This window comes from Cryobacterium psychrophilum, assembly GCF_004365915.1.
GTDB lineage: Bacteria > Actinomycetota > Actinomycetes > Actinomycetales > Microbacteriaceae > Cryobacterium > Cryobacterium psychrophilum.
In genome coordinates this window covers 2,451,572-2,475,974 of record NZ_SODI01000001.1, presented here as the reverse complement: position 1 = coordinate 2,475,974, position 24,403 = coordinate 2,451,572, and the positions used below count along the sequence as shown (strand labels likewise).

The following is a 24,403-nucleotide window of genomic DNA, read 5'->3' as shown; positions in this document are numbered from 1 at the left end:
GACCCTAACGACGGCCGTCAAGACCAGGCGTGTGGAGAAGCTGCCGCTCGTCGCCGTCTTCGGGTCCAACTAGCGCGAGCGCATCCTCGTCACGTTGTTCATCGTGGTCTTCCGGCTTATGTTCGTGCCCCTGCTCGGTGCCGGGTTCGTGGGGGTGATGTTCTTCCTGATCCTGGGATTCTCCCTCATGGGCATGACGTTCGGACCGATGGGAGCCCTGCTGCCGGGACTCTTCCCCACGGCCGTGCGCCACACGGGCTCCGCCTTCGCCTACAACATGAGCTCAATCCTCGGCGCGGCGGTTAAGATCGTGGGGTGAGTATTTCGCCTAACACCAGCACCAGCAAGGCCGCGTCCGACAACCAGGCGCCCGGCGAACGTTCCCCGGGGTCTGGCAAGGGCGGCCGCGCTCCGAGGCCGCCCCGCACGCCGCGCCCCGCACGCCGCGGTGCCGGTGGATCGCCCACGGACACGGGGCCGCGCGCGAGCTTCAGCCAGCTGCTGCCGTATCTGTTGGAGCACAAGAAGGTGCTCGCCTTCGTCATCGTGCTGAGCATCCTCGGCGCGGCCGCGAGTCTCGCCCAGCCCCTGCTCGTGAGCCAGGTGATCACCAGGGTGCAGGCAAACACTCCTCTCGACTCGCTCGTCATCGCCCTCGTCGCCCTCGTGGTCATTTCCGGCCTGATCAGCGGTTACCAGCATTACCTGCTGCAGCGCACCGGCGAGGGCGTCGTGCTCTCGAGCCGCCGCAAACTCGTGGGGCGGCTGCTCCGACTTCCGATCAGCGAGTTTGATGCCCGCCGCACCGGCGACCTTGTCTCCCGCGTGGGCAGCGACACCACGCTGCTGCGCGCGGTGCTCACCCAGGGCCTCGTGGAGGCCATCGGCGGGTCACTGACCTTCGTCGGCGCGCTCATTGCCATGCTCGTGATCGACCCGGTATTGCTCGGGCTGACCGTGCTCGTGATCACCGTTTCGGTGGTCACGGTCGTGCTGCTGTCGCGTCGTATTCGCACCGCGAGCCAGGCGGCGCAGGCCAAGGTGGGTGACCTCGCCGCGAGCGTGGCGCGCGCAATCAGCGCCATCCGTACCGTGCGGGCCTCCAACGCCACCGAGCGTGAGGTGGCCGCGATCGAAGAGGATGCCCACGGCGCCTGGCGCATGGGCATCCAGGTCGCCAAGATCTCCGCACTCGTCGTGCCGATCGCCGGCATCGCCATGCAGGTCTCCTTTCTCGTGGTGCTCGGCGTCGGCGGTTTCCGCGTCGCGAGCGACGCGATCACGATCGCGGACCTCGTGGCGTTCATCCTCTTCCTGTTCCTGATGATCATGCCGCTCGGCCAGTTCTTCGGCGCGATCACCTCGGTGAACTCGGCGCTCGGTGCGCTCGGCCGGATCGAGGAGATCATTGATCTGCCGTCCGAGAGCCAGTTCGACCGCGACATTGCCCCCCTCGCCATGACCGTGGGCGCCGCGAACGCGAGCGTGCGTCCCGACGCTCCCGCGATCTCCTTCGAAAACGTGCAATTCGGCTACCAGGCCACCCCCGTGCCCGTGGACGCCGAAGCTGCCGGATCCGCTGGGCCCTCGGCCGGCGCCACGGAGACTCCCGTTTCCGAGCTGCGTGAGGTGCTGCATGGAGTGTCGTTCAGCGCACCGCGAGGTTTGCGCACGGCGCTCGTTGGGCCATCCGGGGCCGGCAAGAGCACGATTCTTGCACTGATTGAACGGTTCTACGACGCCGATGCCGGCGTTGTGCGGCTCGGCGGCCTCGACATCCGCACGCTCGATCGCAAAGCGCTGCGCTCCCAGATCGGCTATGTGGAGCAGGACGCCCCCGTGCTCGCCGGCACGCTGCGCGACAACCTCACGCTGGCGACTCCCGACGCCACCGACGCGGAGTGCATAGAGGTACTGCACGCGGTGAACCTCGGCGATGTGCTCGACCGTGACCCGGCCGGCCTCGGCGCGAGCGTCGGCGAATCCGGGGTGAAGCTCTCCGGCGGTGAGCGCCAGCGGCTCGCGATCGCGCGCGCGCTCCTCTCGGCGCCGCCCATTCTGCTTCTCGACGAGAGCACCTCAAGCCTCGACGGTGCCAACGAGCAGAAGATGCGCGCCGCGATCGACGCCGTGGCGCAAGACCGCACGCTCATCGTGATCGCGCACCGGCTCTCCACCGTGGTCGACTCTGACCAGATCGTGGTGCTCGATCACGGCGCGGTGATCGGAACGGGCACGCACGCCGAACTCGTCGCGTCCACGCCGCTCTACCGCGACCTCGCGAAGCACCAGCTGCTCGTCTAACGCCTCCCTAGCCTCGGCGGAACCGCAGGGTCAGCAGCTGGAAGGGCCGCAGTTCGAGGGCGACCAACTCCCCCGACACCGGCGAAAACATCGGAGGGTGCGACTCGACCCTGCCCGGTGTCCCCGATTGGGAGTGGGATGCGTCGGGGAGGCGACGTTCCAGAAGATCGGTTGCGTAGACCTCCGTGGCGCTGAGAGCGTGACCGAGCAGCGCGCGGCTGCGCGATCCGTGCGCCTCATACAGCCGCACGATCACGTCGCCGCTGCCGTCCTCCGCGAGTTTCACAGCCTCGATGACCACGGCCGGGTTGTCGATGCGCAGCAGGGGCTCGACCGCCGCGCTCTCGACGCCGATCACCTCCCGCAGCGGGAGGTTCAGCCGATAGCCCTCGGCCACCGCGTCGGCGATACCGGCACCAATCCGCACGGACACGCTCATCGAGTGGGTGCCCTGGTCGGCGAAGGGGTCAGGGAAGAGTGGCGCACGCACCAGCGACAGCCGCACGGTTGTGTGGGTCGTTCCGCCGGCATCCGTTGACCGTTCAATGTCGTGGCCATACGTGGAATCGTTCGCCACGGCCACGCCGTAACCTGGCTCCCCCACGTGTACCCAGCGGTGCGCGCAGGTCTCGAACCGGGCGCTGTCCCACGACGTGTTGGCGTGCGTCGGACGGTAGATGTGGCCGAACTGGATCTCGGAGGCGGCACGGTCGGCGTGCACGTCAAGGGGGAAGGCCAGTTTGAGCAGTTTCTGCCGTTCGTGCCAGTCGATCGCGAGGTGCACGTCAATGGCTGGTGAGCCGGCCGCGAGACTCACGCGCTGCTCGATCCGCGAAGAGCCGAAGGTGCGGGTCACGCGCACGCCCACGCGCTCCGGGGTCTCAAGGACGACCGCGACTTCGTCGGCCGCCGTGAGTTCTTCAACGTTGCGGCGATAGTGCTCGTCGATATCCCACGCATCCCACTGCGTGGGCGTGTCCCGGTGCAGCAGCAGCAGGTTACCGCGCTGGCCGGCCGGGATCACCTCGCGGTCGGCCACGACATCGCGCACCGAGGAGAAGAGCCCGTCAGCGTCGATCGTCACGGCGACGAGGTCGTTGTGCAACACGATCCCCGCGGGAGTGCGGGTGACGCGGGCTCCCGCCTCGGCGACGGCCGCACCGCCGCCGAGGGCCGCAACCCCCTCAAGCGCATACGGGCCGGCGTTGAGGGCAAGCGTGGCAGACCCGTGGCCGCACAGCGCACGAACGGACGTCTCGATCAGCCCGTCCAGCGCCTCCGCGACCAGCGCGTAGTTGCGTTCGGCCTGCTGGTGAACCCACGCGATCGACGAGCCGGGCAGGATGTCGTGGAACTGTTGCAGGAGCACGGTGTGCCAGGCCTGCTCAAGCGCGGCATAGGGGTACTCGGCCCCGACCTGCACCGCGGCGGTCGTGGCCCACAACTCGGCCTCGCGCAGCAGGTGCTCGCTGCGCCGGTTGCCGCGTTTGGTGCGAGCCTGCGAGGTGAACGTTCCGCGGTGAAACTCCAGGTACAGTTCCCCCGACCACACCGGCGGCTCGGCGTATTCGGTCTCCGCCGTCTCGAAGAACGCCCGCGGCGTGGACAGTTGCACCGTCGGCGAACCCTCAAGGTCTGCCGTGCGCCGCGCGGCCGCGATCATCTCCGCGGTGGGTCCGCCACCACCGTCACCCCAACCGAAGGGCACGAGCGACGTGTTCGCCATGCCCTTCTCGGCGTAGTTCCGTTCGGCTCTGGCGAGTTCGGCGCCTGAGAGCTCCGCGTTATAGTCAGCCACCGGCGGGAAGTGCGTGAAGATGCGTGTGCCGTCGATGCCTTCCCACAGGAACGTGTGGTGCGGAAACAGGTTGGTCTCGCTCCACGAGATCTTCTGCGTGAGAAACCAGCGAGACCCGGCCGCCGCGACGATCTGTGGCAACGCGGCCGAATACCCGAATGAATCCGGTAACCATACCTCGAGCGGTTCCACCCCGAATTCGCGCAGGAAGAATCGCTTTCCCGCCACAAATTGTCGAGCGAGCGCCTCACCCCCCGGCATGTTCGTGTCGGACTCGACCCACATGCCCCCCACGGGCACGAAAGCACCACGGGCAACGGCCGCCTTCACCCGCTCGAACAGTTCCGGGTAGACCTCCTTGAGCCACGCAAATTGCTGGGCGGATGAGGCGGCGAAGATGAAATCCGGGTTCTCGTCCATGAGACTCAAAACATTCGAAAACGTGCGGGCCACCTTGCGCACCGTCTCCCGCACCGGCCACAGCCAGGCGCTGTCAATGTGCGCATGCCCCACGGCGTGCACGCGGTGAGCACTCGCGTTCGCGCGCCTGGACAGTACCCCGACGAGTTCGGCGCGGCCGTCGGCAGCGGTCCCGGCCACGTTCTGCGGATCGACCGTGTCCATACAACGCTCCAGGGCACGGAGAATCTCGCCCCGACGCGCCGACGCGTCCGGCAGCTCGCCCAGCAGCCCGCGCAGGGCAGCGAAATCCTGCGCGAGCTCCCAGACGCCCTGATCTTTGAGGGCCACATCCGCCCGACGCAGCGTATACAGCGGCGCGGTCGGGGCGGTGGCCCGGTTCCCGAGGCTGGTCGGTGTGAAGCTGAAATCGGCGGCAATGTTGGGGTTCGAGGCGGCCTCCACGTACAGGTTGACCGTCGCTTCGCAAAGTGGGACCGACTGGTTCCTGGCTTCGACCGCTTTCACGATGACGCCGTCCGCGGTGTAGACGAGGCCCTCGGCCTGGAAACCGGGTACCGCGGTGCTGAATCCGAGGTCCACCACAAGCTCGGAGCGCAGCCCCGGCAGCTCGAACCAGCCTGCGGGAACCGTACCGGTCACATGGAACCAGGTTGTGCTCCACGGTGGTCCCCAGGCCGTACCGATCTGGAACGCCCGGAACGGCTGCTGCCTGGCGTCGTGAAAGGTGACCGGCTCTCCCGGCGCTTCCCAGACCTCAATGTTGAGCGGCAGACTGGTGCGGTACATTGCCGGGTGCAGCCGCTCGACGACGAAACGGTTGATCCTGAGCAGAACGAGCGCGCTGTTGTCGTGCATGCCAGCATCTTAGGCCCGCCGCACGACCGACGCGAGAAAGGCCCTGCCGTGGGACGCGACGGGGCCTTTCTGACGAGGGTGACTAGTCCTTGAGGTGGTAGCGCACGCTGGACAGCTCGGCGAGCAGAGCCGGCGGCATGCGGTCGCCGAACTGGTTGAAGTATTCCTCGGTGAGGTCGCACTCGGTCAACCAGCTGGTCCGGTCGATGTGGAAGAGCTGCTCAAGCGCATCCGCTGACAGGTCGAGACCCTTCAGGTTGAGGCCGTCCTCAGCCGGCAGCAGACCGATCGGGGTGTCGATCGCCTCGGCGTCGCCCTCCATCCGGCGAACCATCCACTCGAGAACTCGCGCATTCTCCCCGAATCCAGGCCAGATGAAGCCGCCATCGGCACCCTTACGGAACCAGTTCACTTGGAAGATTGCGGGAGCCTTGGTGCCGAGGGACTTGCCCACCTTGAGCCAGTGCGACCAGTAGTCGGCCATGTTGTAGCCACAGAACGGGAGCATCGCGAACGGGTCGCGACGCAGCTCGCCCACGATGCCGTCAGCGGCCGCGGTCTTCTCGGAGGAGATCGTGGCCCCCATGAAGACACCGTGCTTCCAGCTGCGCGCCTGGGCGACCAGCGGAACGTTTGTGGCCCGGCGTCCGCCAAACACGATCGCATCAATCGGCACGCCGTCGACGGCTTCCCACTCGTCGGCAATGGACGGGCATTGGGCGGCGGCCACGGTGAACCGTGAGTTCGGGTGTGCGGCCGGACGACCGGATGCGGGCGTCCAGTCCTTCCCCTGCCAGTCGATCAGGTGATCGGGGGCCTTCTCAGTGAGGCCTTCCCACCACACGTCCCCGTCATCGCGCAGGGCCACGTTCGTGAAGATCGTGTTGCCCCACATGGTACTCACCGCGGTCGGGTTGGTGAGCTCGCCGGTGCCGGGCGCGACGCCGAAGAAACCTGCCTCGGGGTTGATCGCCCAGAGACGTCCGTCGTCGCCCTTGCGGAGCCAGGCGATGTCGTCACCGATGGTCTCGACCTTCCAGCCGGGAATGGTCGGCTGCAGCATCGACAGGTTCGTCTTGCCACACGCGGACGGGAAGGCGGCGGCCACGTGGAACGTGCCACCTTCCGGGGAGGTGATCTTGATGAGCAGCATGTGCTCGGCGAGCCAGCCCTCGTCACGACCCATCACGGACGCGATACGCAGCGCGAACGTCTTCTTCGACAACAGCGCGTTTCCGCCGTAGCCCGAACCAAAGGACCACACCTCGCGCTCCTCGGGGAACTGCACGATGTACTTCGTGTCGTTGCAGGGCCACGTGACGTCGGGGCGCGCAACGCCGTCGGCGTCGACGAGGGGGTACCCGACGCTGTGGACGGTGTGTACCCAGGGGTCGCCGGCCTCGATCATGGTGATGATCTGCTCGCCCATGCGGGTCATGATGCCCATGTTGAGGACGACGTAGGCGGAGTCGGTGATCTCAACGCCGAGCTGCGAGATGGGGCCTCCGAGCGGGCCCATCGAGAAGGGAACGATGTACATGGTGCGACCACGCATGCTGCCGGCGAAGACACCCTTGAGTTCGCTGCGCATCGCGGTGGGCTCTGCCCAGTTGTTCGTGGGTCCGGCGTCGATCTCCTCGGTCGAGCAGATGAACGTGCGGTTTTCGACCCGGGCCACGTCCTTGGGGTTGGTTCGGGCGAGAAAGCTGTTGGGGCGCCATTCCGGGTTCAAGCGGATGAGCTGACCCGAGGTGACGAGCTCCTTGGAGAGTTCGTGCGCCTCGCGCGACGAGCCATCACACCAGACGATCCGGTCGGGCTGCGTGAGCTCGGCGACCTCCTGCACCCAGGCCTGAAGTGCCGGGTCAGTTGTTCCTGTGCGCTTCACGGCGGTCTCCGTATCTGTCTGGGGGGATGAACTTGTCAGGGTCATGTTATGGCCTTTCCAACGTCGCCTGCGAGCGAGATTGATCGGGGGGGGGGAAACCTTCGGGAGCATAATTTTCTCTCGTATCTCTAGAATGCCCCCTTTTTCTGTTTTCTTTCGTTAAAAAGCACGTTAATAATGGCAATTCTTTCGCTATTGTTAAGGAATGTCGCCTCAAGCCTCCGATCTGATCACCCTGGGCCATCGCATCCGTCACTTTCGCACGGAACGCGGCCTCACCCTCGACCAGCTCGGTGACCGGGTGAACCTCGCCGGGAGCCAGCTGTCGTTGATTGAGAACGGGCGCCGCGAACCCAAACTCTCGGCCCTGCAAGACCTCGCTGCCGCCCTCAGCGTGGATCTGGCCGAACTGCTGAGTCGTGAGGCGCCCAACAATCGCGCGGCGATGGAGATCCAACTCGACCGCGCGCAGAAGAATCCGCTTTATGGCGCGCTCGGCCTGCCACAGGTGAAGATCACCAAGGGCACCCCGCTCGCCGCGATCGAGTCACTGCTTGGGTTGCACCGCGAACTCGCCCGCCGCGCGAGCGAGGCGATCGCAACCCCAGAGGAGGCCAGGCGCGCGAACACCGAATTGCGGGAGCGCATGCGCGAACAGGGCAACTACCTGCCCGACATTGAGGAACTCGTGGAGGAGCGAGTGAAGATGAGCGGTCACACCTTCGGCGCCCTCACCCACCGCGAGGTGAGCGTCATGGCCGAGCAGCTGGGCTTCAGCCTCGTCTATGTGAACGATCTGCCCAGTTCCACCCGCTCGGTGACCGACCTCGTGAATGGCCGCATCTACCTGCCGCCGGCCTCGATTCCCGGCGGCCACGGTCTGCGCTCGATGGCCCTCCAGGCCATGGGGCACCGGCTGCTCGGACATGAGCGCCCCGACAGCTACGCCCAGTTCTTGTGGCAGCGCCTCGAGATCAACTACTTTGCGGCGGCGTGTCTCATGCCGCGCGACGCCGCCGTTTCCTTTCTGTCGAATGCCAAGGCCGAACGGGAACTCTCCGTGGAAGACTTTCGGGACGCCTTCGGGGTGACCCACGAGGCCGCGGCCCTGCGGCTGACGAACCTCGCGACCTCGCACCTGGACATGCCGTTGCATTTCTTGCGGGTGAACGGTGATGGGGCGCTGCAGAAGGGCTACGAGAACGACGGGCTGCCGTTCCCTGTGGACGTGACCGGCTCGATCGAGGGCCAGTTCGTGTGCAAGCAGTGGTCGAGTCGCAGCGCGTTCACGCACACGAATCGAACGACCGAGTTCTACCAGTACACCGACACCCCCACCGGAACGTTCTGGTCGGCCACGCAGACCGGGAAGACGGATGCTGGCGAATTCTCCATCAGCGTCGGCGTGCCGTTCGCGCAGTCCAAGTGGTTTCGGGGGCGGGAAACCACGCAACGGGCGGTGTCACGCTGCCCCGACGAGTCCTGCTGCCGGCGTCCCAACTCGGAGGCGGCGTCCCGCTGGGCCGGACGCGCGTGGCCGAGCGCCCGATTGCACGCGAATGTGCTCTCACCCCTGCCATCCGGCACGTTCCCCGGCGTCGACGACATGGAGGTCTACGAATTTCTCGAGGCCCACGCCGCCGAGTAGGTCTCGCTACGGGCGGGAGACGGCGTCCAACCGGGCGACCGTGCGGTTGTGGAAGAGCCTGACGACGAGGTACGGGCCGACAACGACCGCGATCAGGATGAGAAATACAAAGCTGCCGAGCTGTTCGGTGGCCAGGTTGCCGCCCCAGATCATCAGGACGAGGGTGCTCACCGTGAGCACCGTACCCGCGCGGGACCGCGACGGCGGGTTGCTCCAGAGTGGAATGTGCACCCCAGGATTGGCGCGAGACGTCAGCCGCACCGACGCGACCGAGCACACCGCGCTCGCCACGATCATGATGATTCCCAGGATGAACATGCGCTACTCCTCTAAACGGCTACTTTCGAGCCTAACCGGCCTTACGGGGCCCGTCGGGCGCTTCGGGGTGGCTATTTCGGCTGCATGCGGATGGCCCCGTCGAGCCGGATCGTCTCCCCGTTGAGCATCGAATTCTCCACAATGTGACGCACGAGGGCCGCGTATTCGTCGGGTTCCCCGAGACGACTCGGATGCGGCACCTGGGCGCCGAGGGAATCGCGAACGGGCTGCGGAAGTCCTTTCAGCATGGGGGTGTCGAAGATGCCGGGCGCGATGGTCATGACGCGAATCAGAGTCTGCGCGAATTCCCTGGCGAGCGGCAGCGCGAGGGCCGCGACACCACCCTTCGAGGCGGCGTAGGCCGCCTGGCCAATCTGCCCGTCAAAAGCGGCAACGGATGCCGTGTTCACGATGACACCGCGTTCGGCCGTTCCCTGCCGGCCGGTTCCGCCGATCGGCTCGGTGAGCTGCATGGCCGCGGCGGCGAGCCTGATCACGTTGAAGGTGCCCACGAGGTTGATGCGAATGGCGCGCTCGAAATCTTGCAGGGGCAGCGGTCCGTTGCGCCCCACGGTACGCGCGCCGGGGGCGATTCCGGCGCAGTTGACCACGATGCGCAGCGGGCCGAGTGCGCTCGCGGCGTCCACAGCCGTCTGCACGTCATCGGCGCTCGTCACGTCCCCGGCCACGAAGCGCACGGAGGGTCCGGTCTCGCTCAGGGAGGCGGCGACCTGCTGCCCCGGCGCTCCGGGGAGGTCGAGCAGCACCACCGCGGCACCGGCCGCGTGCAGGGCAGTTGCTGTGGCCAGGCCGAGGCCGGAGGCGCCCCCGGTGACGAGGGCGGAGCATCCGTCGATCTGCATTTAGTACCTTTCAATCAGCGTTGCGTTGGCCATGCCGCCGCCTTCGCACATGGTCTGCAGGCCCCAGCGTCCGCCGGAGGCCTCGAGTTCGTTCAGCAGCGTGCCGAGCAGGCGCGTACCGGAGGAGCCGAGCGCGTGCCCGAGCGCGATGGCACCGCCGCGCGGGTTGAGTCGCTCCGGGTTGGCGTCGAGTTCCCGCTGCCAGATGAGCGGCACGGAGGCGAAGGCCTCGTTCACCTCGTACACGTCGATGTCGTCGATGCCGAGGCCGGTGCGCTCAAGAATTCGCCGGGTCGCCGGAATGACGCCGGTGAGCATGAGGAGGGGGTCGCTTCCGGTGACGACGCCGGCGTGAAAGCGGGCACGGGGGGTGAGGCCGAGTTGTTTGGCGCGGGTGGCACTCATGATGAGCACAGCGGATGCGCCGTCGGTCAGCGGCGAGGAATTCCCGGCGGTGATATGCCAGTCAAGTTCGGGGAAGCGTGCCGCCGCGTGGTCGGTGAAGAAGGCCGGTTTGAGGCCGGAGAGGGAATCCATGGTCGTGGCGGGACGAATGGTCTCGTCGGCGGTGAGGTGTCGACCGTCGGGTGTCGTGACGCCGACGATCTCCCCGTTGAAATCGCCGCGCGTCGCCGCGGCGGCGGCTAACCGATGCGATCGGGCGGCGAAATTGTCGAGGTCGTCGCGGGTGAGACCCCACTTGGCGTTCATGAGCTCGGCCGAGATGCCCTGGTTCACCAGTCCCTCCGGATACCGCTCGTGCATCAGGGAGCCGAACGGATCCTGACCTCCCGCCGAAGAGCCAAGGGGCACTCGGCTCATCGACTCGACGCCACACGCGATGACAATGTCGTAGCTGCCAGCGATCACGCCCTGCGCGGCGAAGGTCGCGGCCTGCTGGCTGGAACCGCACTGGCGGTCAATGGTCGTTCCGGGCACGGAATCGGGAAAGCCCGCGCTCAGCAGCGCCGTGCGCGTCACGTTGTAGCTCTGCTCGCCGATCTGGCTCACGCAACCGCCAATCACGTCGTCGACGAGCGCGGGGTCAAGGTCGTTGCGGCGCAGCAGGTCGCTCAGTACGCCCGCGAGCAGGTCGGCGGGATGCACGCCGCTGAGGGCGCCGCCAGGTTTGCCTCGGCCGGAGGGAGTGCGAACGACATCGACGATGACAGCTTCATTGCTCATGCGACCAGCCTAGGCCGGTCGCGCCACTCCGCGAACAGCCGAGGTGTCGCCGGCACGGTATGCACGGTCGGGACGACCGGGACGGCGCGTTCTTCGCCGACAAGCGGTGGGAACGGCGCGGGGCGGACGGCTAGCTTGTCAGCGCCCACATGGCGACGGCGCTGGCCGCGGCCACGTTGAGCGAGTCAATGCCGTGCTTCATGGGAATCTGAACGACGCTGTCTGACGCCTCCAGTGCCTCCGGGGTCAGCCCCTCACCCTCGGCGCCGAGCAGCAGGGCCAGCCGTTCGTGTTCGTGACCGTTGAAGTCCCGCAGGCTCACGGCATCCGTGGTGAGGGCCAGCGCGGCCACGTGAAAACTGTGCCGGGTGAGCACCTCCCGGGTGGATGGCCAGTCCCCCACGCGCGTCCACGGAACCTGCAGCACGGTGCCCATGGACACGCGGATCGCCCGGCGATAGAACGGGTCGGAGCAGTGCGGCGTCACCAGGATGGCATCGGCACCGATGGCCCCCGCGGAGCGGAAAATGGCGCCCACGTTGGTGGGATCGGACACGTTCTCCAGAATGACGATGCGGCGGGCCCCGGCCAGCAGCGTCTCAGCGTCGGGCAGTGCGGGGCGGTGCATGGCCGCAATGACACCGCGATGCAGGATGTAGCCGGTGAGTTCGGCAAGTAGTTCACCGGGTCCCACGAACACCGGCACATGTTCCGCCCAGACGCCGAGCACGGCCGCGGCCTCATCGGCGGTGTTGCCGAGGGCCAGGACCGATCGAGGTTCATGCCCCGCGCGTAATGCTCGCTCCAGGACTAATGCCGACTCGGCTATATACAGCCCGTGCTCTGTTCCGCGCGCCTTCTTGAGGGCAACATCGGTGAGGTGGGCATAGTCCACGAGCCGCGGATCGCTCAGGTCGGCAATCTCGATAATGGGCATCCGCCCAGTCTACCGAGCACCCTCCCGGCTCGCGGGAGGGTGCTCGGCGCCACCCGAGTGCCGCTACCCAGCGAAGGGATCGGGCGTGAGGGTGTACTTCGTGGAGAGGTACTCGCGTATCCCCTCCAGTCCACCCTCGCGGCCGAGACCGGACTGCTTCACTCCACCGAACGGCGCGGCCGCGTTGGACACGACGCCGGTGTTGAGGCCGAGCATCCCGGTCTCCAGACGTTCCATCATGCGCTGGCCACGAGCGAAATCAGCGGTGAAGACGTAGCCGATCAGGCCGAAGTTACTGTCATTGGCCAGGCGCACCGCCTCGTCGTCATCGGCAAAGGTCGTGATCGCGAGCACGGGACCGAAGATCTCTTCCGCGAGGATATCGCTGCCTGCGGTCACTCCGCTGATCACGGTCGGGGCATAGAACGTGCCGGGTCCGTCGAGGGCGGTACCGCCGGTGTGCACAACGGCGCCGCGTGACACGGCATCCTGCACGAGGGCATCGGACTTGGCGACCGCCGCCGCGTTGATCAGTGGGCCGATCGTGATGCCCTCTTCCGTGCCACGGCCCACGACGAACTTGTTCACGCGTTCGGTCACCCGGCGGGCAAACTCGTCGGCGACGGACTCGTGCACGAGGAAGCGGTTCGCCGCCGTGCACGCCTGTCCGATGTTACGGAACTTGGCAATCATGGCGCCATCGGCGGCCTTGTCGAGGTCGGCGTCAGCAAACACGAGGAACGGGGCGTTGCCACCGAGTTCCATCGAGGTGCGCAACACGTTCTCGGCCGACTGACGAATGAGGGCCTTGCCCACGGGGGTCGAGCCCGTGAAACTCAGCTTGCGCAGGCGCGGGTCGGCGATGATCGGGCCGGAGACGGCGGCCGACTCCGAGGTCGTGATCACGTTCACGACGCCGGCTGGCAGCCCTGCTTCTTCAAGCAGTGCCACGAAGAGCAGCGTAGTGAGCGGGGTCAGCTCGGCGGGCTTGATGACGACCGTGCAACCGGCCGCGAGGGCCGGGGCAATCTTGCGCGTGGCCATGGCGAGCGGAAAGTTCCACGGGGTGATCAGGAAGCACGGGCCAACGGGCTGCTGAGTCACGATCATGCGCCCGGTTCCCTCGGGGTTCTCGCCGTAACGACCGCTCACGCGCACAGCTTCCTCGCTGAACCAGCGCAGGAACTCACCGCCGTAGGCCACTTCGCCGCGCGCCTCGGCGAGGGGCTTACCCATTTCCATCGTCATGAGCAGGGCGAACTGCTCCTTGCGCTCCTGCAGCAGGTCGAACGTTCGGCGCAGGATCTCGGCGCGTACGCGAGGCGCCGTTGCCGCCCAATCAGCCTGGGCCGCGACGGCCGCATCCATGGCGGCGGCGCCATCCGCCACGCTGGCGTTACTGATAGTCCGGATGACCCGACCCGTGGCCGGGTCGACCACGTCCAGGGTGCGGTCGGCGGATGCCGCGACCCACTCCCCGTTGATGAACAATTGGTGGGGTACCCGCTCAAGCAGCTCTGCTTCGGCGTCCCGTACTTCTGTGACCTGCGTCATTCTGCCTCCTCTAAAAGCCTGTGAACCAAATCTACCGGCAAGGACGGCTCACCAATTAAATACTTACCGATGGGTAGGTAATCCTGCCCTCGGCATGTCATACTGCCGACACCCCGGTTTCGCCGGACGACATTGAGCTTGCGGCAGACGCCCTCCCCCTGCACCACAGTGAAATACATAGGAGTATTCCATGGCCTTAACGACCGACCTCCCACAGACGAGCGCCAAACGATCCGAGGAGCGCCGCGTTCTCGCGGGCACCATGGTGGGCACGACAATCGAGTGGTACGACTTCTTCATTTATGCTCAGGCCGCCGGCCTCGTGCTCGCGGGACTCTTCTTCGCTCCCCTCGCCGGCGACAACGCCCCGCTGGCGCAGCTCGTCGCCTGGGCCTCGCTCGGAATCAGCTTCCTGTTCCGTCCACTGGGCGCAATCGTGGCCGGCCACCTGGGCGACCGCCTCGGCCGCAAGGCGATGCTCGTCTTCACCCTGGTCATGATGGGTGCGGCCACCGCCCTCATCGGGCTGCTCCCCACGTTTGACCAGATCGGCGTGTGGGCTCCCATCCTGCTCATCGTGTTGCGCATTGTGCAGGGCTTCTCGGCCGGCGGGGAGTGGGGCGGGGCCGCCCTGATGAGCGTTGAGCACGCCCCCGTGGCCAAACGCGGCCTGTTCGGCGCCTACCCGCAGATCGGCGTTCCGGTCGGGCTCATTCTCGCCACCGGTGTCATGCTCGCCGTCACGACGTCCATGAGCGAAGAGGCCTTCCTCAGCTGGGGCTGGCGCATCCCGTTCCTCGTCTCCGTGCTGCTCATCCTGGTGGGATACGTCATCCGCAAGTCCGTGGCCGAGAGCCCGGTCTTCAAGGAGATGCAGACTCGTAAGAAGGAATCCGCCGCGCCGCTCAAGCAGTTGTTCCGTGGGCACTGGCGCCAGGTGATCCTCACCGCCCTGATCTTCATCGCCAACAACGCCGCCGGCTACATTCTGATCGCCTTCTTCGCCTCGTATGCCACGAAGCCCGTCGAGGTCGGCGGACTCGGCATGGAGCGTTCCCCCGTGCTCGTGGCGAGCACCGTCGCCGCCGTGTTCTGGCTCGCCTCCACCCTGGCCGGAGGAATCCTGTCCGACAAGATCGGGCGCATCCGTACATTTCAGTTCGGCTATGCCTTCCTCTTCCTGTGGTCCGTCCCGATGTTCCTGCTCATCGATACCGGTGAGATCATCTGGTTCGCCCTCGCTCTGGTCATCCTCGCCAGCGGTCTCGGTTTCTCCTACGGACCCCAGGCCGCGTTGTACGCCGAAATGTTCCCGGCACAGGTGCGCTATTCGGGTGTCTCCATCGGCTACGCGATCGGGGCCATCCTCGGCGGGGCCTTCGCGCCGCTCATCGCCCAGCTGCTTCTCGATAAGACGGGGCAGAGCACCTCGATCGGCATTTACCTCATGATTATGGCCGCGATCTCTTTCGTGGCGGTCTCGCTCGTCAAGGAGACCAGGGGTGCACCCCTCGGCGTCAGCGCCCACGACTAGCACCACCACATCGGCACCGCCCCCGAACTCGGGAACGGCCACGCCATCCGTCTGACCCCTCGACATGGCGCGACCGATCGTATATGGTTTCATATACAAACCGCAGTGTTGCGAAAGGACACCATGACTCACGAACCGACGCCGTTCCTCGGCCGGCCTGGCAAGGTGATTGCCGTGCACGTGAACTACCCCTCACGCGCGGCGCAGCGCGGCCGGGTTCCCGAGCAGCCCTCCTATTTTCTGAAGCCCGGCACGAGCGTGTCCGGCTCCGGGTCCGTCATCGTACGACCGAAAGGCACCGAACTTCTCGCCTTCGAGGGTGAGATCGCGCTCATCATTGGTCGCCGGGTGCACGGCATCCGTCCCGAGGATGGCTGGGCGGCGGTCTCCGGCGTCACCGCCGCGAACGACTTCGGCATCTACGACCTGCGCTACGCCGACAAAGGGTCCAATCTGCGATCCAAGGGCGGTGACGGGTTCACGCCCATCGGTCCGTTCGTTCTGGCGGCGGAATCCCTCGACCCCGCTGCGCTTCGCGTGCGAACCTGGGTCAATGGTGAGCTCGTGCAGAACGACACCACAGCGGACCTGTTCTTCCCCTTCGGCCAGCTCGTGGCCGACCTGGCCCAACTCCTCACGCTGGAGCGCGGTGACGTGATCCTCACGGGAACCCCGGCTGGGGCATCCGTTGTGCAGCCCGGCGACGTGGTCGAGGTGGAGGTGGACGCCCCCGACGCGAGCGGCTCCCCCAGCAGCGGCCGACTCGTCACCCCGGTGGCCGAGGGAAAATTCGAGCTCGGCTACTGGGGCGCCCAGCCCAAGGTGGACGACCACCAGCGCACCGAGGCCTGGGGTTCGGCCGCGGCCGCCGGGCTTCTCGCCACGGACGCAGCAGCCACCGCGCCGCCGACGTTCGCGCTCACGGCCGACGTCAAGGCGCGCATCAATAGCGTCGGGACCGCGACCCTGAGCGCCCAGCTGCGCAAGCGCGGCTTCAACAACATGAGCATCGATGGCCTGCGCCCCACTCATCCGGGCCAGCGCATGGTGGGCCGCGCGCGCACCCTGCGGTTCATCCCGGCGAGGGAAGACCTGTTTGCGTCACACGGTGGCGGCTACAACGCCCAAAAACGCGCATTCGACGGACTGGATCCCGACGATGTACTGGTCATTGAGGCTCGCGGCGAGACCGGTACCGGCACGGTCGGCGATATCCTCGCCCTGCGAGCTCAGGTGCGCGGCGCAGCCGGCATCGTGACGGACGGTGGCGTACGCGACCTCGCTGCGGTCGAAGCCCTCGAGATCCCCGCGTATCACGCCGGCGCGCACCCTGCCGTTCTCGGCCGCCGGCATGTTCCCTGGGACGTGGACCTCACGGTCGCATGCGGCGGGGCATCCGTTCAGCCCGGCGACATCATTGTCGGTGACTGCGACGGTGTGCTCGTCATTCCCCCGCACCTGGTCGACGAGCTCGTGACGGATGCGATCGAGCAGGAGCGCGAAGAGAGCTTCATCGCCGAGATGGTCGCCAGCGGCGAAGGAGTCGACGGCCTCTACCCGATGAACCCGGCGTGGAAGGAACGGTACCGTTCATGGCAACCGACACCGTAGCCGCGCCGCCCGTCGGCAAGGCCCAGATCGCCTACGACTGGCTCAAGACCCGCGTCAACGACGGCACGTTCGGCCCCGGTTACCGGCTGGTTCTCGACCAGATCGGACGCGAGATCTCCATGAGTCCCGTGCCCGTACGGGAGGCCATCCGCCGCCTCGAAGCCGAAGGCCTCGTGACGTTCGCCCGCAATGTGGGCGCTCAGGTCGCCATGCCAGACCCCACCGAATACCAGCACACCATGCAGACCCTCGGCCTGGTCGAGGGAATGGCCACGGCGTTGGCCGCTCCCCTGCTGGGAGCCGATGCGCTCGCTCGCGCCCGCCGCATCAACACTGACCTCGCCGAAACGCTCACGCACTTCGACCCCGTGCGCTTCACGGCTCTTAATCGCGAGTTCCATGCCGAGCTCTACAGCACCTGCCCCAACCCGCATATTCTCGACCTCGTGCACCGCGGTTGGAACCGACTCACGGTGCTGCGCGAGTCCACCTTCGGTTTCGTGCCCGGCCGCGCGGCGGCGTCCGTTTCCGAGCACGAACACCTGCTTGACCTCATCGAAGGGGGTGCGACCTCGCTCGAGATCGAATTCGCTGCCCGCAACCACCGACTCAACACCCTTGAGGCCTTTCTCGCATCGCGCGACGCCTCCCCCGCGGGCTCGTGACCCGACGCTTCGACGAACCAACCGACCCCCTCCCCGGAAGGAAAACAGCATGAAGTTTCGCAGCACCCCGAGTCAGATCCGCGGATCCATTGCCGCCCTCATGACCCCCTTCACCGCGGACGGGGCCGTGGACCACGCGGGCCTGGCCAATCTCGTGAACTGGCAGATCGCATCCGGTTCACACGGCCTCTCGATCGGGGGCTCGACGGGCGAGCCCAGCTCGCAGACCATCGCGGAACGCGCCGAGGCCATTCGCACCGTCGCGAAGGCAAACAACGACCGCGTGCATTTCATGGCCGGAACCGGGTCGACCAAGCTCGACGAGACCCTCGAGCTCACGGCCGCCGGACGCGACGCGGGCATCGACGCCGCACTCATCATCACGCCGTACTACGCCCGACCCACCCAGGAGGCGCTCTACGTCTGGTACAAAACCGTCTGCGAGGAATTCCCCGACCTGCCGATCGTGGCCTACAACGTGCCGAGCCGCACGGCCGTCGACATCGCTCCGGAGACCGTCGCACGGCTGTACCGTGACTTCGACAACTTCGTGGGTGTCAAGGAGACCACGAAAGACTTCGAACACTTCTCCCGCGTACTGCAGCTCTGCGGACCCGAGCTGATGGTCTGGAGTGGCCTCGAGCTGCTGTGCCTGCCGCTCATGGCCCTCGGCGGCGCCGGTTTCGTCAGCGCCACCAGCAACATTGCCCCCGCCGCCGTGGCCGAAATGTACGAGTCGTGGGAGTCGGGCGACTTCGATCGTGCCCGCACGATCCACTACGGCCTGCACCCGCTCGTCGACCTGCTTTTTGTCGAAACCAACCCGGCACCCGGCAAGTGGGTCATGGCCCAGCAGGGCCTGATCGAGAGCCCCTTCGTGCGGCCTCCGCTGATCGAGCTGACGCCGGGCGGCCTGGCCAGGGTGCGCATTCTCATGGATTCCGGATCCGACTACCTCACCTCGAGCGCCGGCTTCACCCTCACCGGAGCGGGAACCCACAAATGAGCGTTCATTTCATTCCCGAGAACCTGCCCACCCACATCCAGCACTTCATCGGCGGCCAGTTCGTGGACAGCGTCAACGGAGAAACCTTCGACGTGCTCGATCCCGTGTCGAACCAGACCTACGCCACCGCGGCCGCCGGTCAGCAGGCCGACATCGCGCGAGCCGTCGCCGCGGCGAAGGACGCCTTCACCACGGGCCCCTGGCCGAAAATACTCCCCCGCGCTCGCGCCCGGGTGCTGCACCGCATCGCCGACGCCGTCGAGGCACAAGACGCCCGTCTCGCCGAACTCGAAACCTTTGACACCGGTCTGCCGATCACCCAGGCGCTCGGCCAGGCCCACCGTGCGGCCGAGAACTTTCGCTTCTTCGCCGATCTGATCGTCGCGCAGGCCGACGACACTTACAAGGTGCCCGGCCGGCAGATCAACTATGTCAATCGCAAGCCCGTGGGCGTCGCCGGGCTGATCACCCCGTGGAACACCCCGTTCATGCTCGAAAGCTGGAAACTCGCCCCCGCGCTCGCCTCCGGCTGCACCGTCGTGCTCAAACCGGCCGAGTTCACCCCGCTCTCCGCAAGCCTCTGGGCGGAGATCTTTCGCACCGCCGGAGTACCCGATGGGGTGTTCAACCTGGTCAACGGCATCGGAGAGCAGGCCGGCGACGCGCTGGTCAAGCATCCGGATGTGCCGCTCATCTCCTTCACGGGCGAAACGACCACCGGGCAGACCATTTACCGCAACTGCGCCGCGAACCTCAAGGGCATGTCCATGGAGCTCGGCGGCAAGTCGCCCGCCGTCGTCTTCGCCGACGCCGACCTCGACGCCGCGATCGACTCGACCTTGTTCGGTGTCTTCTCGCTCAACGGCGAACGCTGCACCGCGTCGAGCCGAATTCTGGTGGAGCGGTCGGTCTACGACGACTTCTGTACCCGTTATGCAGCGCGCGCGCAGAGCATCGTGGTCGGCGACCCGCACGAGCCCGCGACCGAGGTCGGCGCGCTCGTGCATCCGGAGCACTACGCGAAGGTCATGAGCTACGTGGAGATCGGCAAGACTGAGGGCCGCCTGCTCGCCGGTGGCGGTCGCCCGGCCGGGCTTGACGACGGTAACTACGTCTCGCCGACCGTGTTCGCCGATGTCGCCCCGACGGCGCGTATCTTTCAGGAGGAGATCTTCGGACCGGTCGTGGCGATCACCCCGTTCGACAGTGACGAGGAGGCCCTCGAGCTGGCCAACGGTGTGAAGTACGGCCTCGCGGCGTACATCTGGACCACCAACCTGGAACGGGCGCACAACTTCGCCCAGGCAGTCGACGCCGGCATGGTCTGGCTGAACTCGCATAACGTGCGCGACCTGCGTACCCCGTTCGGCGGTGTGAAGGCCAGTGGCCTCGGCCACGAGGGCGGCTACCGCTCGATCGACTTCTACACCGACCAGCAGGCCGTGCACATCACGCTCGCTCCCGTGCACACCCCCCGCTTCGGCCGCAGCTAAGCAACCCCACGCTGGTCGAGCGTGCCGAGACCACCTGTTTTGACACGCTCGACCGACGACTTCCCATTGTTGAATCTCATCGAGGAGAATTTCATGACCACCACCAACCCGGTCCCCACCCCGACCGCGACCCCGCCCGACATTCTGCGCTGTGCCTACATGGACATCGTGGTGACCGATCTGGCCAGGTCGCGCGAGTTCTACGTCGATATTCTCGGCCTCGTCGTCACCGAGGAGAGCGACACCGAGATCTACCTGCGCCCCTTCGAGGAGTTCATTCACCACAACCTCGTACTGCGCCTCGGGCCGATCGCCGCGGTCGCCGCCATGGCCTTCAGGGTGCGCAGTCCCGAAGACGTTGACCGCGCCGAGGCCTACTACCAGGAGCTCGGCTGCCGCACCGAGCGTCGCCCCAATGGTTTCGTCAAGGGCATCGGTGACAGCGTGCGCGTCGAAGACCCGCTCGGGTTTCCGTACGAATTCTTCTTCAGCACCGAGCACGTCGAGCGCCTCGCCTGGCGGTACGACCTGCAGGGACCGGGGGCGCTCGTACGGCTGGACCACTTCAACCAGGTCACCCCCGACGTCGGTCGCGGCCGCACGTACCTCGAAGACCTCGGGTTTCGAGTAACCGAAGACATCCAGGATTCCGACGGTGTCACCTACGCCGCGTGGATGCGCCGCAAGGACACCGTGCACGACACCGCCCTCACCGGTGGCAACGGCCCGCGCATGCACCACATCGCCTTCTCGACGCACGAGAAGCACAACATCATTTACATCTGCGACAAGCTTGGTGCGCTGCGCAAAAGCGACCTGATCGAACGTGGACCGGGCCGTCACGGTGTCTCGAACGCGTTCTACCTCTATTTGCGCGACCCGGACGGGCACCGCGTGGAGATTTACACGCAGGACTACTACACCGGCGACCCCGACAACCCCGTCGTCACCTGGGACGTGCACGACAACCAGCGCCGGGACTGGTGGGGCAACCCGGTGGTGCCGAGCTGGTACACCGACGCCTCACTCGTGCTCGATCTCGACGGCAACCCGCAGCCGGTCGTGGCACGCGAGGAGCCGAGCGAAATGGCCGTGACCGTGGGCGCCGACGGCTTCTCTTACACCCGCCAGGACGACACGGAGCACGGCTTCAAACTCGGCCACACGCTCTAACCGGTCTCACGAGCGTGCCCGTTCCGGTCGTGAACGACCGGAACGGGCACAGCGGGGTCAGACCGTGCGCAGTTCACCGCGCACGATCGAGTCGCCGGAGTGGGCCGGGTCGCCGTCGTCGGGTTCGGCGGACACATCGACCAGCGGGAACTGGGACAAATCCACCCCGTCCGGGATCGCGAAGCGTCCGGTGTCGCCGTCGAGCAGGCCGATGCTGATCAGCCCGGACGCGTCCGATTTGATCAGCCAGACTTCCCGGAGCCCGGCGTCATCCGTCACCCCCGTGAGGTCGACCACCACCTCTCGGTGACCGTCGGCCGCCTTCTCGATCTGGGCGACGCCGCTGGCGTTCCAGCCGGGGAACGGGTCCAGCCTGGCCTCCGCGATGACGGGGGCCTGAGCCTGCTGCAGCGACCCCCACCAGATGCCGCCACCGAGTCCTCCGACGAGGCCGACGACGCCCGCCGCAACCGCCACGGGAAGCCAGACCCGGCGACGACGCTGGCGGGCCCGGGATCGGGACCCGGGTCCAATGTCGGTGACGGGGGCGGTGGAGATTGCCGGGGCCGACTCGGGAGCCAGGGCCGGCTCAGGAGTCAGGGCCGGCTCAGGAGTCAGGGCCGACTCAGGGGCCGGGGTCGGCTCGGCCGCCCGGTCGTAGTCGGCGCGCCGCGGTGTCGCGGCGACAGCGTCGGTCAGGCCAAGCACGGCCTGGATCCGTTCCCAGACCCGGTCGCTGGGTTCCGCAAGTTCAACGGTACGGGCGGACCGGCCAACCGCGACCGTGTGCTGCAACGAGATGAGTTCCAGGGCGCACTCGGTGCATTCGGCCAGGTGCTGGCGCTCGAATTCGGTGAGGTCGCGCTCAGCCAGGGCAAGGAGGGCAAGATCATCCCGGTCAGTGTGTATCATCGTTTGCCTCCAATCTGACGCGCAGCCTGGTCAGGCTTCGACGAATATGACTCTTCACGGTGCCAAGTGGTATTTCGAGGCTATCGGCGATCTGGGTGTGGGTGAGGTCTTCGTAGAACGCCAGCTGCATCACCTGTTGCGGCACCGGCCCGAGCCGCTGGAGTTCGTCGCTCATCATCACCCGGTCAGCAAGGTCCGCGGATTCATCGGCCTGGCTGAGTTCCCGCTCGAATACGACGGCTTCCTGAACCCGGCGGCGGCGAGACCGGGCCTCGTGGGCGTCCGCCACCGTGTGCCGGGTGATACCCACGAGCCAGGCTGGCAGTCGCGACCGAGACGGTTCGAAGGTTGCCCGGCCTCGCCACGCGGCGATGAAGACCTTCTGCGTCACGTCCTCGGCCTCGGGTGGATCGCCGAGCGAGCGCACGGCAATCGTGTAGACGAGGGATGACCAGCGCGCGTAGGCCTCGGCGAGCGCATGCTCATCCCCGGCCTTGAACGCCGCGACCAGTCGGGCGTGGTCGTCGCCGTCGGTGAGTGCTGTCACGTCGTATCGCTGTCCCCCGGTTGGTGAGATCCTTGGGAGGTCGTGCATATCAGGACCCTCCAGAGAGCGAACCTCGACCACCGTCAGGCACAGCATACCGACGCTCGTGCATCAGGCAACCTCAATCACAGGATTGGCGTCGCCGAGACGATCACATTGGACAGGTACCGCCGGGCCTCGTAATCGAATTCACCGCCGCAGGTGACCAGGGTGAGCCGGGATGGACCGGTGCGGTCGAAGACCTGGTCCCAGGGGACATCCGTTTTATTCACCGTCTGAATCGACTCGACGGCATACCGACGTTCCTGGCCGTCGTCCGTGGCCACGATGATCTCGGTGCCCGCCGGTGCCTGTGCGAGCCTGGCGAACGGGCCGATGTTATAGACGAGCGAGTCGACGTGGGCAGCGACGACAGTCGCGCCGGACGGGCTGGTCGGCGAGGGTCCGAAGCTGTACCAGGCGGCCACGGCCGGGTTGCTCGGAAGTGCCATGGAGCCGTCCTCGGCCAGGCCGACCGCGTCGATCGACATGTCGATGCCGAGCGTGTCCACGCGGATGCGCTGCGGCGTGACCGACAGCGGAACCTGGTTCAGGTCCAGTGCGGACTGCACCCGAGGAACGTCGACCTCGGCGGTGGGGCGCGGCGTCGGCACGGCACTCGGTGCTGCGCTCGGCACGGGAGCGAGCGAGGCTCCGGTCGGGGTCGGGGTGCAGCCGACGAGCAGGGCGAGAGCCACAGCGAGCGCTGCGATGGTGCCCGCTGTAGCTCTCATGATTTCCGACCCCGATCAGACGCGAGCGGCGGCGCGGCGCACGCGGACAACGGCGGCGGCGAGCCCCATCAACAGGACGGCGAAGCCACCGACCCAGAGTCCGGTCGAATCGCCCGGCTGGTTCGTGGCGACGAGGCCCGCTTCGCCGGCCGGGATGCTGTCTGGGTTGGAGTGCAGCCCGTCGATCGTCTGCACGGCCAGCGCGAGGTTCTTGTCGGCCAGGCTGCCCCAGGCGTAGACGATGGTGTTCGTGCCTTCGGCGACGTTGACGTCTGCCGGGCCGATCACCGGGTCGGTCGTTCCGGTCGCGGCGACGGCGGCGGAGATGGTGCCGGCCGGCAGAACGAGTACGGACTCAGCCGGGTTCTCCAGGTTGGTGATCGCCGCAGCGTCGTTGGCCAGAACGTCGACTGCGGGAGCTGCAGCCACGTGGCGAACCGTCAGGCGGCCCTCGCCGGCGGCGAGCTGCGAGATGTCGTTGGTGAACAGTGTCGCAGTGGGCTTGCCGTCTGCCATGAGGTGAGCCGCGGCGGTGTAGTTCTTGCCGGCCTCGAGGGGAAGGTCCACCGGCCCGATCACGGGAGCGCTGGCATCCGCCGCGTCGGACGCGGTGATGGCTACCGTGTAGGTGCCGGGGGCGAGCTCGAGCGGGCCGGCAAGGTCGCCCGGCTTGAAGTCGTCGAGGGTGAGCTTGTCGTTCACGTAGACGTCGACGGTGAGGCCGGGAACTCCGTGCAGCACGGACAGCATGGCAACGTCCTCGGCCGCCTGGGCCGGTGCAATACCGCCGAGCGCGACGAGAGCTCCGAGGGCTCCAGCTGTCATGCCGATCTTCAGGGATTTGTGCATCATTTCCTCCTGCTAGGTGTCTGCGAGTGGTGGTTACCGTGAGGGAACCATTTCCCTCTTTTGCCCT

At 66.7% G+C, this 24,403-nt stretch carries 19 protein-coding genes and 1 pseudogene; 9 read left to right on the top strand and 11 right to left on the bottom strand.

The features are described 5' to 3' along the window. Positions 1-82 precede the first annotated feature (82 nt). Positions 83-304, top strand: a pseudogene (locus EDD25_RS11615) (MFS transporter); the annotation flags it as partial. Positions 305-315: 11 nt separating this feature from the next. Continuing rightward, positions 316-2,304: an ABC transporter ATP-binding protein gene (locus EDD25_RS11610; protein WP_422386790.1), complete on the top strand. Its 1,989-nt coding sequence runs from the start codon at positions 316-318 to the stop codon at positions 2,302-2,304. Between the two features lie 7 nt (positions 2,305-2,311). On the opposite strand, the gene EDD25_RS11605 is transcribed toward EDD25_RS11610, so the two are convergent. Both EDD25_RS11605 and EDD25_RS11600 read right to left on the bottom strand, forming a co-directional pair. Beyond that, on the bottom strand, positions 2,312-5,380 hold the full coding sequence (locus EDD25_RS11605) for an alpha-mannosidase (RefSeq protein ID WP_134173411.1): 3,069 nt from the start codon (positions 5,378-5,380) through the stop codon (positions 2,312-2,314). Between the two features lie 82 nt (positions 5,381-5,462). After that, on the bottom strand, positions 5,463-7,313 hold the full coding sequence (locus EDD25_RS11600; RefSeq protein WP_134173410.1) for a phosphoenolpyruvate carboxykinase (GTP): 1,851 nt from the start codon (positions 7,311-7,313) through the stop codon (positions 5,463-5,465). A gap of 160 nt (positions 7,314-7,473) precedes the next feature. On the opposite strand from EDD25_RS11600, the gene EDD25_RS11595 reads away from it, so the two are divergent. Continuing rightward, positions 7,474-8,916, top strand: a complete 1,443-nt coding sequence (locus EDD25_RS11595; RefSeq protein ID WP_134173409.1) for a helix-turn-helix transcriptional regulator — start codon at positions 7,474-7,476, stop codon at positions 8,914-8,916. Between the two features lie 6 nt (positions 8,917-8,922). On the opposite strand, the gene EDD25_RS11590 is transcribed toward EDD25_RS11595, so the two are convergent. The 5 genes from EDD25_RS11590 to EDD25_RS11570 all read right to left on the bottom strand — a co-directional run bounded on the left by EDD25_RS11590 (position 8,923) and on the right by EDD25_RS11570 (position 13,773). After that, entirely contained in the window at positions 8,923-9,234 is a 312-nt protein-coding gene (locus EDD25_RS11590; RefSeq protein WP_134173408.1) for a hypothetical protein, read from the bottom strand. A 71-nt stretch (positions 9,235-9,305) separates the two neighbouring features. Beyond that, complete coding sequence (locus tag EDD25_RS11585; RefSeq protein ID WP_134173407.1) at positions 9,306-10,097, bottom strand: SDR family NAD(P)-dependent oxidoreductase; 792 nt, start codon at positions 10,095-10,097, stop codon at positions 9,306-9,308. Continuing rightward, a complete protein-coding gene (locus EDD25_RS11580) occupies positions 10,098-11,282 on the bottom strand; it encodes a thiolase family protein (RefSeq protein ID WP_134173406.1) in 1,185 nt (394 codons plus the stop codon). A gap of 130 nt (positions 11,283-11,412) precedes the next feature. Beyond that, positions 11,413-12,219, bottom strand: coding sequence for a TrmH family RNA methyltransferase (locus tag EDD25_RS11575; protein ID WP_134173405.1), 807 nt, complete (start codon positions 12,217-12,219; stop codon positions 11,413-11,415). Between the two features lie 63 nt (positions 12,220-12,282). Beyond that, positions 12,283-13,773 carry an NAD-dependent succinate-semialdehyde dehydrogenase gene (locus EDD25_RS11570; protein ID WP_134173404.1) on the bottom strand — a complete coding sequence of 497 codons (1,491 nt, stop codon included), beginning with the start codon at positions 13,771-13,773 and terminating at the stop codon, positions 12,283-12,285. A gap of 190 nt (positions 13,774-13,963) precedes the next feature. Here EDD25_RS11570 and EDD25_RS11565 point away from each other — a divergent pair, with 190 nt between their 5' ends. The 6 genes from EDD25_RS11565 to hpaD all read left to right on the top strand — a co-directional run bounded on the left by EDD25_RS11565 (position 13,964) and on the right by hpaD (position 21,255). Beyond that, a complete protein-coding gene (locus EDD25_RS11565) occupies positions 13,964-15,307 on the top strand; it encodes an MFS transporter (RefSeq protein ID WP_134173403.1) in 1,344 nt (447 codons plus the stop codon). A gap of 123 nt (positions 15,308-15,430) precedes the next feature. Then, the gene (locus EDD25_RS11560) at positions 15,431-16,918 is read left to right on the top strand and encodes a fumarylacetoacetate hydrolase family protein (protein WP_134173402.1); all 1,488 of its coding nucleotides are present in this window, start codon (positions 15,431-15,433) and stop codon (positions 16,916-16,918) included. Next, complete coding sequence (locus EDD25_RS11555; RefSeq protein WP_134173401.1) at positions 16,900-17,583, top strand: GntR family transcriptional regulator; 684 nt, start codon at positions 16,900-16,902, stop codon at positions 17,581-17,583. Before EDD25_RS11560 ends, EDD25_RS11555 begins: the two co-directional genes overlap by 19 nt. Before the next feature lie 49 nt (positions 17,584-17,632). Further along, complete coding sequence (gene dapA / locus EDD25_RS11550; protein ID WP_134173400.1) at positions 17,633-18,589, top strand: 4-hydroxy-tetrahydrodipicolinate synthase; 957 nt, start codon at positions 17,633-17,635, stop codon at positions 18,587-18,589. Next, entirely contained in the window at positions 18,586-20,082 is a 1,497-nt protein-coding gene (gene hpaE, locus EDD25_RS11545) for a 5-carboxymethyl-2-hydroxymuconate semialdehyde dehydrogenase (RefSeq protein WP_134173399.1), read from the top strand. Before dapA ends, hpaE begins: the two co-directional genes overlap by 4 nt. A 93-nt stretch (positions 20,083-20,175) precedes the next feature. Continuing rightward, positions 20,176-21,255 carry a 3,4-dihydroxyphenylacetate 2,3-dioxygenase gene (gene hpaD, locus EDD25_RS11540; protein ID WP_134173398.1) on the top strand — a complete coding sequence of 360 codons (1,080 nt, stop codon included), beginning with the start codon at positions 20,176-20,178 and terminating at the stop codon, positions 21,253-21,255. Between the two features lie 57 nt (positions 21,256-21,312). Here hpaD and EDD25_RS11535 read toward each other — a convergent pair whose 3' ends face one another. The 4 genes from EDD25_RS11535 to EDD25_RS11520 all read right to left on the bottom strand — a co-directional run bounded on the left by EDD25_RS11535 (position 21,313) and on the right by EDD25_RS11520 (position 24,336). Next, on the bottom strand, positions 21,313-22,167 hold the full coding sequence (locus EDD25_RS11535) for an anti-sigma factor (protein WP_134173397.1): 855 nt from the start codon (positions 22,165-22,167) through the stop codon (positions 21,313-21,315). Further along, positions 22,154-22,714 carry an RNA polymerase sigma factor gene (locus EDD25_RS11530; protein WP_241986461.1) on the bottom strand — a complete coding sequence of 187 codons (561 nt, stop codon included), beginning with the start codon at positions 22,712-22,714 and terminating at the stop codon, positions 22,154-22,156. The genes EDD25_RS11535 and EDD25_RS11530 overlap by 14 nt, the downstream gene beginning before the upstream one ends. A 125-nt stretch (positions 22,715-22,839) precedes the next feature. Then, the gene (locus tag EDD25_RS11525; RefSeq protein WP_134173395.1) at positions 22,840-23,487 is read right to left on the bottom strand and encodes a class F sortase; all 648 of its coding nucleotides are present in this window, start codon (positions 23,485-23,487) and stop codon (positions 22,840-22,842) included. Positions 23,488-23,502: 15 nt separating this feature from the next. Then, positions 23,503-24,336, bottom strand: coding sequence for a DUF4397 domain-containing protein (locus EDD25_RS11520; RefSeq protein ID WP_134175412.1), 834 nt, complete (start codon positions 24,334-24,336; stop codon positions 23,503-23,505). Positions 24,337-24,403: the final 67 nt, after the last annotated feature.

What these genes read in the sequence shown, in the direction of transcription:
- EDD25_RS11605 (WP_134173411.1), bottom strand. Translation starts at nt 5,380, where the DNA reads ATGCACGACAACAGCGCGCTCGTTCTGCTCAGGATCAACCGTTTCGTC.
- EDD25_RS11600 (WP_134173410.1), bottom strand. Translation starts at nt 7,313, where the DNA reads ATGACCCTGACAAGTTCATCCCCCCAGACAGATACGGAGACCGCCGTG.
- EDD25_RS11595 (WP_134173409.1), top strand. Translation starts at nt 7,474, where the DNA reads ATGTCGCCTCAAGCCTCCGATCTGATCACCCTGGGCCATCGCATCCGT.
- EDD25_RS11590 (WP_134173408.1), bottom strand. Translation starts at nt 9,234, where the DNA reads ATGTTCATCCTGGGAATCATCATGATCGTGGCGAGCGCGGTGTGCTCG.
- EDD25_RS11585 (WP_134173407.1), bottom strand. Translation starts at nt 10,097, where the DNA reads ATGCAGATCGACGGATGCTCCGCCCTCGTCACCGGGGGCGCCTCCGGC.
- EDD25_RS11580 (WP_134173406.1), bottom strand. Translation starts at nt 11,282, where the DNA reads ATGAGCAATGAAGCTGTCATCGTCGATGTCGTTCGCACTCCCTCCGGC.
- EDD25_RS11575 (WP_134173405.1), bottom strand. Translation starts at nt 12,219, where the DNA reads ATGCCCATTATCGAGATTGCCGACCTGAGCGATCCGCGGCTCGTGGAC.
- EDD25_RS11570 (WP_134173404.1), bottom strand. Translation starts at nt 13,773, where the DNA reads ATGACGCAGGTCACAGAAGTACGGGACGCCGAAGCAGAGCTGCTTGAG.
- EDD25_RS11565 (WP_134173403.1), top strand. Translation starts at nt 13,964, where the DNA reads ATGGCCTTAACGACCGACCTCCCACAGACGAGCGCCAAACGATCCGAG.
- EDD25_RS11560 (WP_134173402.1), top strand. Translation starts at nt 15,431, where the DNA reads ATGACTCACGAACCGACGCCGTTCCTCGGCCGGCCTGGCAAGGTGATT.
- EDD25_RS11555 (WP_134173401.1), top strand. Translation starts at nt 16,900, where the DNA reads ATGGCAACCGACACCGTAGCCGCGCCGCCCGTCGGCAAGGCCCAGATC.
- dapA (WP_134173400.1), top strand. Translation starts at nt 17,633, where the DNA reads ATGAAGTTTCGCAGCACCCCGAGTCAGATCCGCGGATCCATTGCCGCC.
- hpaE (WP_134173399.1), top strand. Translation starts at nt 18,586, where the DNA reads ATGAGCGTTCATTTCATTCCCGAGAACCTGCCCACCCACATCCAGCAC.
- hpaD (WP_134173398.1), top strand. Translation starts at nt 20,176, where the DNA reads ATGACCACCACCAACCCGGTCCCCACCCCGACCGCGACCCCGCCCGAC.
- EDD25_RS11535 (WP_134173397.1), bottom strand. Translation starts at nt 22,167, where the DNA reads ATGATACACACTGACCGGGATGATCTTGCCCTCCTTGCCCTGGCTGAG.
- EDD25_RS11525 (WP_134173395.1), bottom strand. Translation starts at nt 23,487, where the DNA reads ATGAGAGCTACAGCGGGCACCATCGCAGCGCTCGCTGTGGCTCTCGCC.
- EDD25_RS11520 (WP_134175412.1), bottom strand. Translation starts at nt 24,336, where the DNA reads ATGCACAAATCCCTGAAGATCGGCATGACAGCTGGAGCCCTCGGAGCT.